Source organism: Capnocytophaga felis (genome assembly GCF_009684755.1).
GTDB classification, from domain to species: domain Bacteria; phylum Bacteroidota; class Bacteroidia; order Flavobacteriales; family Flavobacteriaceae; genus Capnocytophaga; species Capnocytophaga felis.
Window position 1 is genome coordinate 105,940 of record NZ_BLBC01000012.1, and the last position, 18,440, is coordinate 124,379.

At 36.1% G+C, this 18,440-nt stretch carries 15 protein-coding genes; 13 read left to right on the forward strand and 2 right to left on the reverse strand.

The features are described from left to right. Window positions 1-49: 49 nt before the first annotated feature. Entirely contained in the window at window positions 50-946 is an 897-nt protein-coding gene (locus tag GN105_RS09865; protein WP_155285227.1) for a GYDIA family GHMP kinase, read from the reverse strand. Between the two features lie 193 nt (window positions 947-1,139). On the opposite strand from GN105_RS09865, the gene pdxA reads away from it, so the two are divergent. The 13 genes from pdxA to map all read left to right on the forward strand — a co-directional run bounded on the left by pdxA (window position 1,140) and on the right by map (window position 17,277). Then, window positions 1,140-2,189, forward strand: coding sequence for a 4-hydroxythreonine-4-phosphate dehydrogenase PdxA (pdxA, locus tag GN105_RS09870; protein WP_155285228.1), 1,050 nt, complete (start codon window positions 1,140-1,142; stop codon window positions 2,187-2,189). 204 nt (window positions 2,190-2,393) lie between these two features. After that, entirely contained in the window at window positions 2,394-3,464 is a 1,071-nt protein-coding gene (gene atpB / locus GN105_RS09875; protein ID WP_155285229.1) for a F0F1 ATP synthase subunit A, read from the forward strand. 65 nt (window positions 3,465-3,529) lie between these two features. After that, entirely contained in the window at window positions 3,530-3,736 is a 207-nt protein-coding gene (gene atpE, locus GN105_RS09880) for an ATP synthase F0 subunit C (RefSeq protein WP_018280211.1), read from the forward strand. Between the two features lie 91 nt (window positions 3,737-3,827). After that, window positions 3,828-4,319: a F0F1 ATP synthase subunit B gene (locus tag GN105_RS09885; protein WP_155285230.1), complete on the forward strand. Its 492-nt coding sequence runs from the start codon at window positions 3,828-3,830 to the stop codon at window positions 4,317-4,319. A 6-nt stretch (window positions 4,320-4,325) separates the two neighbouring features. Further along, window positions 4,326-4,874, forward strand: coding sequence for an ATP synthase F1 subunit delta (gene atpH, locus GN105_RS09890; protein WP_155285231.1), 549 nt, complete (start codon window positions 4,326-4,328; stop codon window positions 4,872-4,874). 68 nt (window positions 4,875-4,942) lie between these two features. After that, window positions 4,943-6,523, forward strand: coding sequence for a F0F1 ATP synthase subunit alpha (gene atpA / locus GN105_RS09895; RefSeq protein ID WP_155285232.1), 1,581 nt, complete (start codon window positions 4,943-4,945; stop codon window positions 6,521-6,523). Window positions 6,524-6,541: 18 nt separating this feature from the next. Beyond that, a complete protein-coding gene (locus tag GN105_RS09900) occupies window positions 6,542-7,177 on the forward strand; it encodes a porin family protein (RefSeq protein ID WP_155285233.1) in 636 nt (211 codons plus the stop codon). An 8-nt stretch (window positions 7,178-7,185) separates the two neighbouring features. Further along, entirely contained in the window at window positions 7,186-8,043 is an 858-nt protein-coding gene (atpG, locus tag GN105_RS09905) for an ATP synthase F1 subunit gamma (protein WP_155285234.1), read from the forward strand. Between the two features lie 252 nt (window positions 8,044-8,295). Continuing rightward, the gene (purL, locus tag GN105_RS09910; protein WP_155285235.1) at window positions 8,296-11,991 is read left to right on the forward strand and encodes a phosphoribosylformylglycinamidine synthase; all 3,696 of its coding nucleotides are present in this window, start codon (window positions 8,296-8,298) and stop codon (window positions 11,989-11,991) included. Window positions 11,992-12,386: 395 nt separating this feature from the next. Further along, window positions 12,387-13,169, forward strand: coding sequence for a DUF3108 domain-containing protein (locus tag GN105_RS09915; protein WP_155285236.1), 783 nt, complete (start codon window positions 12,387-12,389; stop codon window positions 13,167-13,169). Window positions 13,170-13,328: 159 nt separating this feature from the next. Continuing rightward, complete coding sequence (locus GN105_RS09920) at window positions 13,329-14,669, forward strand: M23 family metallopeptidase (protein WP_155285237.1); 1,341 nt, start codon at window positions 13,329-13,331, stop codon at window positions 14,667-14,669. 142 nt (window positions 14,670-14,811) lie between these two features. Continuing rightward, entirely contained in the window at window positions 14,812-16,431 is a 1,620-nt protein-coding gene (pgi, locus tag GN105_RS09925; RefSeq protein ID WP_155285238.1) for a glucose-6-phosphate isomerase, read from the forward strand. 45 nt (window positions 16,432-16,476) lie between these two features. Beyond that, on the forward strand, window positions 16,477-17,277 hold the full coding sequence (map, locus tag GN105_RS09930; protein WP_155285239.1) for a type I methionyl aminopeptidase: 801 nt from the start codon (window positions 16,477-16,479) through the stop codon (window positions 17,275-17,277). A 49-nt stretch (window positions 17,278-17,326) separates the two neighbouring features. Here the strand turns inward: map and GN105_RS09935 are convergent. Continuing rightward, window positions 17,327-18,440: T9SS type B sorting domain-containing protein (locus tag GN105_RS09935; protein ID WP_155285240.1), on the reverse strand; the 1,114-nt coding region annotated here is incomplete at its 5' end.

Consider the following 18,440-nt stretch of genomic DNA (forward strand, 5'->3'; position numbering starts at 1 on the left):
ACAATTGCCCGATTATGATTAATCGGGCAATTGTTATTTTTAAAATTAATTATGATAGAATCATTTCGTTATAAGAAATAATCGTTGAAAAACCTTTGGCTGAAAAATATTCTTTTACGTATGAAGCCTCACCCACAGCCAGCACAAAATCTCCGCCCCAAGCTCCCAGACTTTTTACAGTCCCCTTAAAGTACGGAAATTCCAAGCTTCTAACAGTAGGAATGTCCAGAAAATTAGCTAAAATTTCTTCGTGTTGCTCCAATAAGGTACAAAATTCTTTTTCGGAAGGAAACCGTAAAAGCTCTTCGGTAATTTCGGTGAGTTGGGAGCAAAGTTTTGCCTTGCCTTTTTTGATGGTTTTGTAATGTGTAATGCCTTCTTTACTATTTTGTTTTCTGTTTAAATGTATAAAAAATAGTTTATTACTAAAAGAAGGATGGAAGTTTATGGGATAAGTTTTTGGCTTTCCTGCTTCTAACTTGTACAAAATGGGCGTGTTGTGTTTTGCACAGGCGATATCATATCCGCTTCCTCCAAAGCTTCTGAATAACAACTCAAACGGACAAACTTCAGCCCATTGTGCAATGTTGTTAATCAGTGTAGAAGAAGAGCCCAATCCCCAATTTCGTTCAAATTCCAAATGCGTTTGAGCCAAGCAATTATTCATTTTTTTTAAAAACGAAGGGTTCATTTCACTCGCTACTTTCAAAATTTTCTTTAAGGTATCAACAATTGGAATGAATTTAACGTTATTTGTTTCCAAGTTTTGAGTTTCGAACCAAATTTTGTTATGAACATCGTAGCTTTTCCAAGTAAATCCATCTGTTTGAGGAATGATATTTAATGTTTGTCCTTGTTTTGTGGGTAAGGCAAGGCTCAAAGCTCCGTCTAAAACAGCATATTCACCTGTAATTAAAAGCTTTCCGTTACTGCGGTATGTTTCCATTTTTTAGAAAATTTTGTTGATTTGAAGTTTTTAAACTTTTTAAATTACGTTTTTTTTGTACTTTTGTTCCCTTGTATTCCACAAATATATAAAATACACGGAATATAATACTTTTTAGAACTATGTATTGCATTTCTTTTTGTTTAATAAATTGATTATTAATTAATAAGAAAGTGATAAAAAATGCGTTTTTATGAAAGATAATTTGGTAAAAGTGGGAATCTCCATTGGTGATATGAATGGAGTAGGGTTGGAAGTAATTCTTAAAACATTTGAAGATTCAAAGATGTTGGAGTTGTGTACGCCAATTATTTTTGCGTCAAATAAAACGGTTTCTTTTCAGCGAAAATATTTTAATGTAAACACAAATTTTCAAGGAATTGATAAAATCGAAAATGCAATACCTGGAAAGCTTAACGTGCTGAATTGCTGGAAAGAATCTCCCAATGTAACCTTTGGTCAAGTTACGGAAGATGGAGGAAAATACGCCTTTATTTCTTTGAAAAAAGCAGTTGAAGCCTTAAAAGAAGGTTTGATTGATGTGTTAGTAACCGCTCCGATTAACAAAAATAATATTCAGTCAGAGGAATTTAACTTTCCCGGACATACGGATTATTTAGCAAAGGAATTGGAAGGGCAAAGCTTGATGTTTATGGTAAGTGAGGGGCTTAGGGTAGGGCTTTTTACTGACCACGTTCCGCTTAAAGATGTTAGTTCACATATTACGGAAGACCTTATTTTTAATAAAATACGTTTAATGAACGAATCATTGAAAAAGGATTTTCGTTTGCAACGTCCTAAGATTGCTGTGCTGGGGCTCAATCCTCATTGTGGCGATGGAGGAGTAATTGGTTCGGAAGATGATGAGGTTATTCGTCCGGCATTGAGAAAATTATTTGAAGAAGACATTTTGGTTTTTGGACCATTTTCTGCCGATAGTTTTTTTGGAACACAAAATTATTGCAATTACGATGCAGTAATAGCACCATATCACGACCAAGGATTAATCCCTTTTAAAACGCTATCTTTTGGAAATGGAGTGAATTACACTGCAGGGCTCAGCAAGGTACGCACTTCGCCCGACCACGGAACGGCTTATGAAATTGCAGGGAAAGGCATTGCTGATGCAGATTCGTTTCGGCACGCAGTTTTTATGGCAATTGATGTTTTTAGAAATAGACTTGAGTATGATTCATTGATGGAAAATCCTCTAAAAACAAAAATTTTAGAAGCAGAGAAATAGTTATTAAAACAGTAAAATTAAGAATAATTTTAAATAGATGTTTTTTTGACTTTTAATAATTCTTTTTTCTTTAATAATCAATTTGTTACAGATATTAACATTTGATGTTTGAAAAAAATATTCTGAAAATTTTCTTAATTCCGTCTGAAAATGTAAATTTGCCGAATTAAGAAAAATATTGTACTGTACTTTTATTAAACCATAATGATAACAAGGAACATAATTCAACATTTTATTTTATCTTTATTATTTTTTCTGCCTTTTCAAGGATTTTCTGCTGAAACTAAGGAGGGAGAGTCTTTTGATCCTGTGGGAATGATTATGCATCACATTGCTGATTCACACGAATTTCATATTTATGGAGAAGGAGAGTCTTCAATTTCATTGCCACTTCCGGTTATTCTTTGGACGGAAAACGGATTAGTAACATTTATGTCAAGTGAGTTTCATCACGATAACGAAGGTAAGGTAATAGTTGAACGTAACGGAATGAAATTCGCTCGTTTTCACGAAGAAATTTTCTATACAAATGTTGACGGAACGCTTAATTTTGATGAAACTGGTCACGTAACTAATAATCGTCCGTGGAATTTTTCAATTACAAAGAACGTATTTTCAATGATTTTGGTTTCATTGTTATTGTTGGCAGTTTTCATCCCGATGGCAAAATCTTACAAAAAGAATCAAAGAGCTCCGAAGGGTGTTACGGCTTTCTTGGAACCGATAGTTCTTTTTGTGCGTGATGACATTGCTATTCCTCAGATAGGAGAGAAAAAGTATGTCCGTTATATGCCTTATTTATTGACGATTTTCTTTCTGATTTGGTTCGGAAATCTTTTTGGATTGATTCCTTTCTTCCCGTTTGCAGGCACTTTAACTAATGATATATTGTTTACCGGATTTTTGGCGGTGGTAACCTTTTTGGTAACATTGTTTAGTAGTAATAAAAATTATTGGAAACATATTTTTGCTACTCCCGGCGTTCCTGTTTGGTTATCTCCAATTATGATTCCTGTTGAGATTTTAGGAATGTTCACCAAGCCATTTGCGTTGATGGTGCGTTTGTTTGCTAACATTACAGCAGGTCACATCATTATTTTGAGTTTAGTGTCTTTAATTTTTATATTTAAAACGCTTGCGGTGTCGCCAGTGTCTGTAGCTTTTGCTTTATTTATCAATGTATTGGAATTATTAGTTGCAGTTTTACAGGCTTATGTATTTACCTTGTTGTCAGCTTTGTTTATAGGACAGGCAGTTGAAGAGGAGCATCATTAACAGTTACACAGATTTGAAGATTTTTTATAATTATATATTTTTTATTAACACTTAATTTTTTTATTATGACTTTAGCTTTAGGAGGAATTGGGGCTGCTATTGCAGCTTTAGCAGCAGGTTTCGGTATTGGTAAAATTGGAGCAGCCGCAATGGAAGGTATTGCTCGTCAGCCAGAAGCTGCTTCAAAAATTCAAACAGCTATGATTATCGCTGCCGCTCTTATTGAGGGTGTTGCCCTTTTTGCTGTGGTAGTTGCGTTAATCGCGAAGTAATTAAAATCAAAAATCATCTTGCAACGGTTGGTTGCAAGGTGGTTTTTATGTAAAAAAGAAATCTAATCACTAAATAAATATTTTTTAAATAATGAATTTTACACATCCTGAAAGTTTCTTGTTTTGGGCAACTGTGATTTTTATCATTTTGCTTTTTTTGTTGTCAAAATTCGCTTGGAAACCAATCCTTTCGGCAGTTAAACAACGTGAAGATTCCATCAACAGTGCATTGGACGCCGCCGAAGAAGCTCGTAAGCAAATGGCGAACCTTAAAGCTGACAATGAGCGTTTGCTTGCTGAGGCACGTGCCGAGCGTGATGCAATGCTCAAAGAAGCGAAAGAATTGAAAGACAAAATCGTTGCTGAAGCAAAAGAAGAGGCTCAAAAAGAAGGTCAAAAGCTAATTGAACAAGCCAGACAAACTATTGATTCTGAGAAAAAAGTGGCTGTGGCTCAGCTCAAAGACCAAGTAGCTTCTCTGTCTATCGAAATTGCTGAAAAAGTAATGAGAAGTGAGCTTTCTGACCAGAAGAAGCAAACCGCCCTAATTGATGAATATTTAAAAGGAGCTACTTTAAATTAAGAAAATATGTACGGATTTAGAGTAGCTAACAGATACGCAAAAGCACTTTTGGAATATGCCTTACAGCAAAATTCTGCTGAAAGAGTATTTCAGGATATGACTTTGATTCACAAAACGATAAGTGCAAACAAGGAGCTGGGTCATCTCTTAGATTCTCCTATTGTAAAAACCGTTGTGAAGAAAAATGTTTTGGAAAAAATTTTTGTGGACATCTCTCCTGAGGTACGCAGATTATTTAAATTACTGATTGAAAATAGACGTTTGTCTATTTTAAATCAGGTTGCTCAAAAGTTTATAATTCAGTATGATGGACATAAAAATAACAAAACGGCAATCGTAACAACAGCAGTTCCTCTTACTGAAACTATGAGAAGTGAGGTACTTCGTAAGATTGAAAGTTTGACACAAAATAGAAATATTACTCTTGAAAATAAGGTAGATGAAAATATCATTGGAGGGTTTATTCTTCGTATAGGAGATATTCAGTACAATGCGAGTATTGCCTATAAACTGAATAAACTAAAACAAGATTTTCAAGAAAAACTTTTTGCTTAATTGTAAACATTTTGCAATTAACATTACTAAAAATGATTTTTTATTATTAAAAGATATAACTTTAAGAAATGGCAGAAATTAAAGCCGCTGAGATTTCAGCAATTTTAAAAGAACAATTAGGAAACTTTGATGCTACGGCTTCACTGGAAGAAGTAGGGACGGTGTTGCAAGTGGGAGACGGTATTGCCCGTATCTTTGGTTTGTCAAACGCACAATACGGAGAATTGGTACAGTTTGATAATGGTTTGAGAGGCATCGTATTAAATCTGGAAGAAGATAACGTGGGTATCACTTTGTTGGGACCCTCTACCGATATTAAAGAAGGGGATACGGTTAAGCGTACAGGGCTTATTGCATCAATAAAAGTAGGAGACGGTATCGTGGGGCGTGTGGTAGATACGCTCGGAAATCCGATAGACGGAAAAGGACCTATTGCAGGGAAGCTCTATGAAATGCCTTTGGAGCGTAAAGCACCCGGAGTTATTTTCCGTCAGCCGGTAAATGAACCTTTGCAAACGGGAATTAAATCGGTAGATGCGATGATCCCTATCGGACGCGGACAACGTGAGTTAGTTATCGGTGACCGCCAAACCGGAAAAACTACCGTTTGTATTGATACCATTTTGAATCAGAAAGAATTTTACGACGCAGGCAAACCTGTGTACTGTATATATGTGGCTATCGGGCAGAAAGCCTCTACCGTAGCGGCAATTTCAAAAACGTTGGAAGACCACGGAGCGTTGGCTTATACCACTATTGTGGCAGCAAATGCCTCTGATCCGGCACCGATGCAGGTGTATGCACCTTTTGCGGGGGCTGCTATTGGGGAGTATTTCCGTGATACGGGGCGTCCGGCTTTGATTATTTATGACGACTTGTCAAAACAAGCGGTGGCCTATCGTGAGGTGTCGTTATTGCTTAGAAGACCGCCAGGACGTGAGGCGTATCCTGGAGACGTATTCTACTTGCACTCTCGTTTGTTGGAAAGAGCTGCTAAAATAATTGCCGATGACAAAATTGCACAGGGGATGAACGACTTACCCGAGAGCATCAAGCATTTGGTAAAAGGAGGCGGTTCGCTTACGGCTTTGCCAATCATTGAAACTCAGGCGGGAGACGTTTCGGCATATATTCCAACCAACGTAATTTCAATTACTGACGGTCAGATTTTCTTGGAGTCCGATTTGTTTAACTCTGGGGTACGTCCGGCGATTAACGTAGGTATTTCCGTATCGCGTGTGGGTGGTTCGGCACAAATTAAGTCGATGAAAAAAGTTGCGGGGACATTGAAACTTGATCAAGCTCAATACCGCGAATTGGAGGCGTTCGCTAAGTTCGGTTCTGATTTGGACGCTGCCACAATGAACGTTATCGAAAAAGGAAAACGTAACGTGGAGATTTTGAAACAATCGCAAAATGACCCATATACGGTTGAAAATCAAATTGCAATTATTTACGTAGGTTCTAAAAACTTGCTTCGTCAAGTACCTGTAAATAAGGTAAAAGAATTCGAAAAAGAATATTTGGAATTTTTGAATCTGCAACATCGTGATATTTTAGATGAGTTGAAAGCAGGTCAGTTTAACGACAAAATCACAGAAATTCTGGAAAAAACAGCCAAAGAAATTGCTGAGAAATACGTGAAATAGTTTTTATACAGACTGATAATGAAAAAAATAATATCTTTAATTTTCTTATTTATTAGTATTTTAACACTACAAGCCCAAAGCAAAAGTTTTGCTATTAAGGGAGGATTAGCTCAGTCTTGGTTACGAGGAAAAGAATTAAATGCAGATTCTTTCGAAAGACGTAATGGTTTCTATATTGGAGCTTTTATGGATCTTATAATAACAGAACAAAGGAATGTAACAATACAACCAGAGGTTATATTTTCAACTGAAGGAGGAACTATTGTTAAAAAGAATTCAGAAAATGATCATTCTTATGAAATAGATATACATTCGAACGTTTTAAGAATTCCTGTTTTGGTCAAAATAATGCCACTCCCAAAATTTTCAATTGAAGGAGGGCCTCAAATAACATACAGATTTTCAGCAAAATCGCTTGATTTTTCAAATGTAAGTGTAAAATCAACTCATAACACTATGGATTTTGGTATTGATTTGGGTGCTACATATCATTTTTCAATGCCTTTTAAACCAGCTTTTTTCATACAAGTTCGTTGGACAAATAATTTTCTTAAAATGCTGGATACTTCAAAAATTGATTCAAGAATTGATTTAAGTGAAAGTAATATTTTGAGAAGTTCGATAGGACAAATAGGAGTTGGGTATAGATTTTAAAAAGAATTATGGCAAATTTAAAAGAAATACGAAGCAGGATTTCATCGGTTAGTTCCACGATGCAAATTACGGGAGCGATGAAAATGGTGTCGGCAGCAAAACTCAAAAAAGCCCAAGATGCTATTTTGGCGATGAAACCCTATGCTTATAAGTTGAAACAATTGCTGGAACAATTGAGTTCGGCTTTGGGAAATGAAAGCGTTTATAATGAACGTTCTGAGGGAGCGAAAAATGTGCTTATAGTTCCAATTACTTCGAACAGAGGTTTGTGCGGAGCATTCAATTCCAATATTATCAAGAAAGTGGTAGAACTTGAAACTGAAGTGTACAAAAATCTGAATGTACGGTTTTACACTATCGGTAAAAAAGGAAATGATGTTTTGAAAAAAACAGAAAAAATATACAAGCACGAAACACATATTTTTGATAATCTGAATTTTGCAGCTGTCTCTGAGTTGGCTTCGGAGTTGATGGAGTTGTACGCTTCGGGTCAATTTGACAAAATTGTATTGGTTTACAATAGTTTTAAAAATGCAGCAACTCAGATTGTTACGGAAGAAACATTTTTGCCGATTCAATCAGTAGAAACAGATAAGGAACAATCATCGGTAGATTATCTTTATGAACCTTCTAAAGAAGAAATCGTAAAGGAACTTATTCCGCGTTCGTTAAAAATACAGATTTTCAAAGCCTTGCGTGATTCGGTTGCGTCTGAACACGGAGCACGAATGACGGCGATGCATAAGGCAACGGATAATGCGAACGAACTCAGAAGTCAGCTTAAGCTAACCTATAACAAAGCACGTCAGGCAGCCATTACAGGCGAAATTCTGGAGATTGTAGGAGGAGCAGAGGCTTTGAGTTAATTTTAAGAGCGGTTGAAATAGTTTATTTGTTTAAAATTTATATTAAGAAAAGGGAGTATTTATTAAATATTCCCTTTTTTTATAAAGTAAAAATGCCTATAATCATTAACTAAGAATTTCATTAATGATTACAATTTTTATTAGTTTAGTTACTTGGAGTAAATTAATTTTGAAAACATTAACAAAGCTTTGGGTTTCTCTTTCCTTTTTTCACTTTTTTTGTCTAACTTTGTCGCTTAAATCCATAAATCAATGATACACTTCTTTAAAAATCCGAAGCAAAATTTATATGCGGTGCAAACCACCGAAAACTTGTCTGAGCAAACAATTTCTAAACTAAATTGGCTTTTTGGTGGAGCTGAAAAAATTGACCAACAGGCACTTAACGGATTCTTTGTGGGGCCTCGTGCAGCGATGATTACTCCGTGGAGTACCAATGCGGTTGAAATTACGCAAAATATGGATATTCAAGGAATTGTTCGTATTGAAGAATTTTCAGAGGTAAATGAAGATTTCACGGATTTTGACCCGATGCTCTTCCAAAAATATAACGGACTACATCAATCTATTTTTACCATAAATATTACACCAGAACCTGTTCTGGAAATTGATGATATAGAAGCTTATAATCAGAAAGAGGGATTAGCTTTAAGTTCGGAAGAAGTAACATATTTACAAAATCTATCTAAAAAATTGGGTAGAAAACTTACTGATTCTGAGGTTTTTGGTTTTTCTCAAATTAATTCGGAACACTGTCGCCATAAGATTTTTAACGGAACTTTTATCATTGATGGAGAAGAGAAACCAAGCTCACTCTTTAAACTTATCAAGAAAACTTCTGAAACAAATCCCAACGAAATTGTATCTGCTTACAAAGATAATGTTGCTTTTATTCAAGGTCCTGTGGTAGAGCAATTTGCTCCAAAAACTTCGGACAAGCCTGACTTTTTTGAAACTAAGAAATTTGAATCTGTTATTTCGCTCAAAGCAGAAACACATAATTTTCCGACAACGGTTGAGCCTTTCAACGGAGCTGCTACGGGTTCAGGAGGTGAAATTCGCGACCGATTGGCAGGCGGACAAGGTTCGTTACCGCTCGCAGGAACAGCCGTTTATATGACGTCTTATTCTCGTTTGGAAGAAAATCGCCCTTGGGAAAAAGCAATGGACGAACGCAAGTGGCTGTATCAAACCCCGATGGATATTCTTATCAAAGCTTCAAACGGGGCTTCCGATTTTGGAAATAAATTCGGACAACCACTCATCGCGGGTTCTCTCTTAACCTTTGAACACGAGGAAACACCCATCTCCTTCGGAGAGGAGAAGGGGGTGAGGCTTGGATTCGATAAAGTAATTATGTTAGCCGGTGGTGTGGGTTATGGAAAGAAATCACAAGCCATAAAACATCAGCCCAAAGAAGGGGATAAAATTGTAATTTTGGGTGGCGAAAATTACCGAATCGGTATGGGTGGAGCTGCTGTTTCAAGTGCTGATACGGGAGCATTTGGTTCTGGAATTGAACTAAATGCGATTCAGCGTTCCAATCCTGAAATGCAAAAACGGGCAGCAAATGCCATTAGAGCGATGGTAGAAGCTGACGAAAATCCGATTGTTTCCATTCACGACCACGGAGCTGGTGGGCATTTGAACTGCCTTTCGGAACTTATTGAAGAAACGGGAGGAAAAATTGATTTAGACAAACTTCCTGTGGGCGACCCAACGCTTTCCGATAAGGAAATTATTGGGAATGAATCACAAGAGCGAATGGGTTTAGTCATTGGAAAACAACATATTGAAAAATTAAAAACCATATCCGAGCGTGAACGAAGCCCAATGTATGAGGTGGGAGAGGTTACTTCGGACAAGCGTTTTTCAATTGTTTCTGAGAAGAAAAACACTAAACCGCTGGATTTGCATCTTTCAGATATGTTCGGAAGTTCGCCTAAAACCATTATGGAAGATACTTCTGTATCAATTACTTATCAGGATTTGACATATTATCAAAGCAATATAAAATCATATTTGGAGCAAGTGCTACAACTCGAAGCCGTGGCTTGTAAAGATTGGCTCACAAACAAGGTTGACCGATGCGTGGGCGGACGTGTAGCCAAGCAGCAATGTGTCGGGTCTTTGCAATTACCACTTAATAATGTGGGAGTTATGGCTCTTGATTATCAAGGAAAAGAGGGGATTGCAACAACCATAGGGCATTCGCCACTAACGGCACTTATCGACCCTGTGGCAGGAAGTAAAAACGCTGTGGCAGAAGCTCTTTCCAACATTGTTTGGGCTCCGCTAAAAAATGGAATTAAAGGTGTTTCACTTTCAGCTAATTGGATGTGGGCTTGTAAAAATAAAGGAGAAGATGCCCGCCTGTACGAAGCTGTAAAAGGATGTTCGGATTTTGCTATTGAATTGGGAATCAATATTCCAACGGGAAAAGATTCACTTTCAATGAAGCAGAAATATCCTAACGGAGATGTAATTGCTCCCGGAACGGTAATCATCTCATCTGTTGCAAATTGCACCGATATTACCAAAGTGGTAGAACCTGTTTTGAAGCGAAACGGCGGAAATATTTACTACATCAATCTTTCCCAAGATGAATTTAAATTAGGAGGTTCATCGTTTGCTCAAATTTTAAACAAAATCGGGAATGAAGCTCCAACCATCAAAAATGCTGAATATTTTAAAAAGGCGTTTAATGCAATTCAACATCTTGTAAATCAAGGTCAAATACAAGCAGGACACGATGTCGGAAGTGGAGGGCTGATTACTACTTTGTTAGAAATGTGTTTTGCTGAAAATGATTTGGGAGCTGATTTTGATTTTTCGGCTTTAAAAGAGGAAGATACGGTAAAATTATTATTTAACGAAAATATTGGTATTGTTTTTCAGGCAAATACAGAAGCAGAAAATTATCTGAAATCAGAAGGAATTGAGGTTTTCAAAATTGGAATGGTAACAAATTCTGATGTATTGAATGTTAAGAATTTTGATAAAGAAGTATCGTTTAATATTTCGGAATTACGTGATATTTGGTATTTAACATCTTATTTATTGGATAAAAAACAAACCAAAAACGATAGAGCAACGGAAAGATATCAAAATTACTCGGAACAACCTTTAAATTTTGTATTTCCGAAGCATTTTACGGGCGAAAAACCTGTACTTCCGAGCGGAAAACGCCCGAAAGCGGCTGTTATTCGTGAAAAAGGAAGCAATTCGGAGCGAGAAATGGCAAATGCAATGTATTTGGCAGGCTTCGATGTGAAAGATGTGCATATGACCGACCTTATTTCGGGAAGAGAAACGTTGGAAGATGTGCAATTCATCGGGGCTGTGGGCGGATTTTCAAATTCGGACGTATTGGGAAGTGCCAAAGGTTGGGCAGGAGCTTTCCTCTATAATGAAAAAGCAAAAACAGCTTTGGAAAATTTCTTCAAAAGAGAAGATACACTTTCGGTGGGAATTTGTAATGGTTGTCAGTTGTTTATGGAGTTGGAAGTGATTAATCCCGAACACAAAACACACGGAAAAATGATTCACAATGATAGCGGTAAGCACGAAAGTGGATTTACTTCGGTAACCATTGAGAAGAATAATTCTGTGATGCTTTCTTCGTTGGAAGGAACAACATTAGGTGTTTGGATTTCGCACGGAGAAGGAAAATTCAGCTTGCCAATGGCTGAAAATGAGTATAATATTGTGGCAAAATACGCTTACGAAGGCTATCCAGCTAATCCTAATGGTTCGGACTATAATACGGCAATGCTTTGCGACAAATCGGGACGCCATTTGGTAACGATGCCACATATTGAACGTTCTGTTTTTCAGTGGAATTGGGCGAATTATCCCGAAGGTCGCCACGATGAGGTTTCACCTTGGATAGAGGCTTTTGTAAATGCACGAAAGTGGATTGAGGAGAAAAACAAGGGAAATAGTTAAAAATTCGATTATTTAGAGGTTGTTTTTCTTGTTTGGATGGATAAACGATAAAATTTTAACAAATAACTTATTAAAATATCCGTTAAAATTTGTGGTTTTAATTCCTTAATTTTATCCAAAAAGAATGGAAAAAACAAAAGTTTGGTAATAATTTTTTGTTAAAGTAGGGGGAAGGCATTGTATTATGAAAATTATTCGTACCTTTGCAGTGCAATGAGGGTGGTAGCTCATTGTAAAACTTCAAATAATAGTTTTCATAATTTAAAGTTTTGGTTGGTTAATGGAAAAGTCCGATAGTTTTATCGGGCTTTTTTTATTTTAAGAATATAATATTCTTATATTTGGCATAATGCTTGCATTGCCATAAATTGAATAGTAATAAATCGGATAAGTATATGAAACAAATAATGACTTTTTTCTTCTTCTTCTTCTTGACTTTTGTTTGTAATATGCAAGGTCAAGAGTTGCCTTTTAAAGGGGGAGAATGGTTGAAATTCAAGGTAAAATATGGAATATTTAATACGAGTGAAGCTACTTTACATCTAAAAGAAGTGGATTATGGGGGAGAAAGAGTGTTTCACGCAGTGGGGAAAGGTTCTACAACGGGGTTGGCCCGGGTATTTTTTAAGGTAGATGACACTTACGAAAGCTATTTTGGGATAAAAGATGACGCTCCTCGCCATTTTGTACGAGATATTTATGAAGGAGGGTACACCAAACATTTGAAAATGTATTTCAATCACAACACCCAAAAGGCAAAAATTGATAACATTGAAACAGGTGCTTCCACAGAAATTGCAGTGCCTATGGGGATTCAGGATGTGATTTCTGGATTTTATTCCCTTCGTCATCGCCCTGAAATAGAAAGCATTCAGAAAGGGCAAGAAGTGGAAATGGATATGATTTTTGATGATGATGAAATATTCAAATTCAAATTGAGGTACTTAGGAAAAGAGAGAATTAAAACCAAATTCGGTTCTGTCAATACGATGATTTTTAGACCTTTGGTGCAAGATGGGCGTGTTTTTAAAGAACAGGAAAGTTTAACTCTCTGGATTACAGATGATAAAAATAAAATTCCTGTTAGGGTAAAAGCAAGCCTTCGAGTGGGTTCATTGGTTGCCGATTTGGATGGATTTAATGGTTTGAAATATCCTACAGAACTTAAAAATAATTAGTAAATGATTTAAAATCAAGTGTGAAGATGTAAAAATATGTCAAAACACTTGATTTTATCATTTTTTATTCCGATTTTTGACGGATTTTAGCTTTGAAATGTAATAGTGAGTAATCTTATAAAGAATTAAGATTGCTTGTGGAATTAAAATATTGAAAAAATGTTATTGAAAGAAGATTTTAAAAAAGGTATCTTTTTCCTTTTGGCGACGCCTTTTTTCTGGAGTTGCGACGGATTAATAACAAAACTAAAAGAGGAGAAAAAGGAGGAAAAAGAGAAAATAGTTGTTGTTGAAGAACCCAAAAAAGAGCCTGTTTTTGAATTTGGCTTTAATTTAGATGAATACAGTATTGTTAAAGATACGGTAAAATCAGGGGATACTTTTGGTAAGATATTGGCTTCCAATAATGTAGGGGCTTCTGAAATTCACGAAATTTCTACCAAAATGAAGGAAGTGCTTGATTCCAGAATGTTGAGAGCCGGTAAGGCTTATGCTCTGCTTTTCGATAAGAAGAATCCTTCAAAACCACATAGTTTCGTATATCAGCCTTCACTTACAGAGTACGTGGTTGTAAAGATGTCCGATTCCATTTATGCTTACAGCGAGAAACGCAAGATAACGATTGTTGAGCGAGAAAAGGCAGGTTTCATTAAAAATAGCTTAATTGAATCGGCATTGGATGTGGGAATGAGTTACAATGTGGCGTTCAACCTTTCTCAAATTTTTGATTATACGATTGACTTTTTTCATTTGCAGGAAGGCGACAATTTTAAAATTATATATGAAGAACGTTATGTAGATGATACCATTTACGCAGGCGTAGCTAATGTGAAAGCAGCTTATTTTGAACATAAAGGAAAGCCGTATTATGCATTTAATTATGTAACAGATTCTGTTTCAGGTAAAAAAGGATTTTACGATGAAAAAGGAAATACGATGAAGCGAATGTTTCTGAAGGCTCCTTTGGAAATATTTCGAATAACTTCCCGATTTGGAATGCGTTATCATCCTGTGTTACATCGTATGAAAAATCACTTCGGAACGGATTATGCGGCACCTCACGGAACACCTATTCGGGCTACGGCAGCAGGAACGGTCATAGAAGCCGGATATAACGGAGGGAATGGTAATTATGTGAAAATCAAGCATAATGCAACCTATACGACACAATATTTGCATATGTCCAAAATTTTGGTGAAAAAAGGACAACACGTTCCACAAGGTCATATAATTGGTAAAGTTGGGAGTACAGGACTTGCCACTGGACCTCACGTTTGTTATCGTTTTTGGAAAAATGGCAAACAAGTTGATCCTTTGAAAGAAAAAATGCCTGAGTCCATCCCGATTGATGAGAAATTGAAAGAGAGATATTTGCAAGATATTGCTTCGGTAAAACAGCAGTTAGACGCCCTGAAAGCAGTTCCGATTGAGGAAGAAACTCAAGAGAAAGAGAACGATATGGATTTAAGTGTTGAAGAGCAGACACTTTCACAGTTGTAAAAATCTTGTATATTCAAAATTAAAAACGAAATGATAGCAAAAAGATGAAACTTTGCCATAGCTTTTTAAGCTTTAAGCAAGGTTTTTTCTGTTTTTTTAAGTTATTGAAAATTAATGGTTGAAGATTAAAATTTATTGAGATATGTTAAAAAATATAAATCCCACAGAAACAAAAACTTGGGCAGAATTGAAAAAACATTTTGAAAGTGTAAAGAATGTACATACAAAAACACTTTTTGAAAAAGACCCAAAACGAGCTGAAAAATTTTCAATCGAATGGAATGATGTCTTCGTAGATTATTCTAAAAATAGGATTGATGAAAAAACGATGGAATTATTATTGCAATTGGCTGAGGAAAGCCAGTTGAAAGACGCCATTGAAAAATATTTTGCCGGAGACCATATCAATGCCACCGAAAATAGAGCTGTACTGCACACTGCTCTTCGTGCTGATGAAAATAGCACAGTTTTGGTAGATGGGAAAAATGTTCTTCCTGAAATTAAAGAAGTTAAACAAAAAATCAAGTTATTTTCCGAAGAAATTATCTCAGGAACACGAAAAGGATTCACAGGCAAAACATTTACAGATGTAGTAAACATAGGGATAGGAGGTTCAGATTTGGGACCTGCAATGGTTACAGAGGCATTGAAATTCTATAAAAATCATCTTAATGTTCATTTTGTGAGCAATGTTGATGGCGACCACGTGATGGAAACTATCAAGCATTTGAACCCTGAAACTACTTTGTTTGTGATTGTTTCTAAAACGTTTACAACTCAAGAAACGCTTACTAATGCTTTGACAATCAAGGATTGGTTTTTGAAATCGGCTTCAGAAAAAGATATTGCAAAACATTTTGTGGCAGTTTCTACCAATTTGAAAAAAATTGATGAATTTGGAATAGATTCTGATAACGTATTCCCGATGTGGGATTGGGTTGGCGGTCGCTTCTCGTTGTGGAGTGCTGTTGGCTTATCAATCGCTTTATCAGTAGGTTATGAAAATTTTGATAAACTTCTGAAAGGAGCTAACCAAATGGATAAGCATTTCCGAACTGCGGAGTTTAAAAATAATATTCCTGTTGTGATAGCCTTGTTAAGCGTTTGGTATAATAACTTCTATGGAGCAGAGAGTCAGGCTATTATCCCTTATACTCAGTATTTACATCGTCTTTCTGCATATCTTCAACAAGGTATTATGGAAAGTAACGGAAAACAAATTGATCGTGGTGGAAAACCTGTAAACTACCAAACAGGAACTATCATTTGGGGAGAACCCGGAACAAATTCACAACACGCTTTCTTTCAGCTGATTCATCAAGGAACAAAACTAATCCCAACAGACTTTATTGGCTACAAACATTCTTTGTACGGAGATACAAATCATCATAACAAATTGATGGCTAACTTTTTCGCTCAAACAGAAGCTCTTTTGAAAGGCAAAACAGAAGCTGAAGTACGAGCAGAAATGGGTGAGAAAGTAAATGAAGCTTTGATTCCGTTTAAAGTTTTTGAAGGAAATCGACCAACAACGACCTTCTTAATAGAAAAACTTACGCCTGAAAGTTTAGGAGCTTTGATTGCAATGTACGAGCATAAAATTTTTGTAGAAGGTGTGCTTTGGGATATTTTTAGTTATGACCAATGGGGGGTAGAACTAGGTAAACAATTGGCAAATAATATTTTAAAAGATATTGAGTCCGCTGAAATATCTAAACACGATAGTTCTACAACAGGTTTACTGAAAAGGTTTAAAAAATAAAATTGACAAGTTAGGGAAACAAAATATAGTTTCTTATTTATAACAATGATACATATAAAAACATTAGAAGAGATTGAGCTAATGAAGGAGAGTGCCCAAATAGTTTCACGAACATTGGGTTTACTTGCAAAGGAAATAAAACCAGGAGCAACAACCTTGCAGTTGGATAAAATAGCTGAGGAATATATCCGAAGTCAGGATGCTATTCCGGGTTTTTTAGGATTATATAAATTTCCTAATACGCTGTGTGTTAGTCCAAATGCTCAGGTAGTTCACGGAATTCCTAATAACACTCCCTTGCAGGAGGGCGATATAGTTTCTGTGGATTGTGGAGCGTTAAAAAACGGATTTTATGGTGACCACGCCTATACTTTTGAAGTAGGAGAAGTATCCCCTGAGGTAAGAAAATTATTGCAAATAACAAAAGAATCTCTTTATATAGGCATCCGTGAATTCAAGGTGGGAAATCGTGTCGGAGATGTGGGCTATGCTATTCAAAATTACTGCGAAAATCACGGATATGGAGTGGTTCGGGAATTGGTAGGGCACGGTCTTGGCAGAAAAATGCACGAGGATCCTGAGATGCCAAACTATGGAAAAAGAGGCAGTGGGAAGAAATTCAAAGAAGGAATGGTAGTTGCCATTGAACCGATGATTAATATGGGAACCCACAGAATCAAACAGTTAAAAGACGGTTGGACAATACTCACCGCTGATGGAAAGCCTTCCGCTCATTTTGAACACGATGTGGCTATCGTAAACGGAAAGCCTAAATTGCTCTCTACCTTTAGATACATTTATGAGGCTTTGGGGATTGAAAGCGATGAAGAAGCTGAATTCCAGTAACAAAAAAACGCAAAATGAATTTCATTTTGCGTTTTTTATTGGTTAATTTCTATCGGTAAAGCGTGAAATGCCCTGTATATGTTCGTCTGTCTTTCGCTTCGTTAAATTGCAAATGATACCAATAATCACCACTTGGCAAGGCAGCTCCGTTAAATGTTCCGTCCCAAGAATCTTTGGAAGTCATTGTTTTAAGTTTTCTTCCCATTCGGTCATAAATATCAATTATCATACGTGCATAACCTTGAGCGTTTTTGATTTGCCAAGTGTCGTTAATTCCATCTCCATCAGGTGTGAAATAATTTGGAATTTTTATGTCGTGGAAAACTTCTTCTAAAATTTCTTCGGTAATGCAACCCAAGCTATCTTCAACACGCACTCGGATTTTCTTAACTTCTTGTCCATTACTATTCACATAACCCTCATCAAATGAACGAAGATAATACGTGTCAGATGATTGATAAATATCATTAAAATAGAAATAATAATTGCCACTGCCTCCGCTTACTGAAATTTTAATGGCAGAGAGTAAGGAATTATCTCTGACTTGTGTGATTTTCAAAGGATTTATATTTTGAAAATCAATTGTTTTTGTGAAAGTACAATTGTTGTAAAATACTGAAATTTGGTTACTTCCATTTGGTAGATTTTTAGGATAAAGCAAAGCGGTTCTTCCTTGAATTTTATCAAAAGAAAACTTAGTTGCCTCATTGTTAAAGCTATAACTAACTTGTGACAAATCTAAATTTGCATCTTCAAAAGCTAATGTGAGTTGTGATATTGATGTGTTGTCAATGCACAATAATTCGTTTGATGCGTTGAATTTCAAAGAAATAGCCCCTTTTATAGAGAAATTGTACACATTTTCACAAGTTCCTGAATCATTGATAGTTAGAGTGTATTCAGCGGGAGAAAGGTCTGCAAATGAAACCTCAGTATTTTCACCAATGTTGTTTAATGTTTCTGTTGTGTTGGTTTTGTTATTTCTTAAAATGGCTGTGTAGGGAACTTTTCCGTCGAAAACTCTGAAACTAATGCTACCATCGTTTTGATTTTCACAATTTTCATTCTGAATCTGAACAATTTGTAGTTGTTGTTCAAATTTTCGGATATTAATATTGTCGATTTTGATTACACAATCTTGCTCCAATCTTACTTTTTTACGA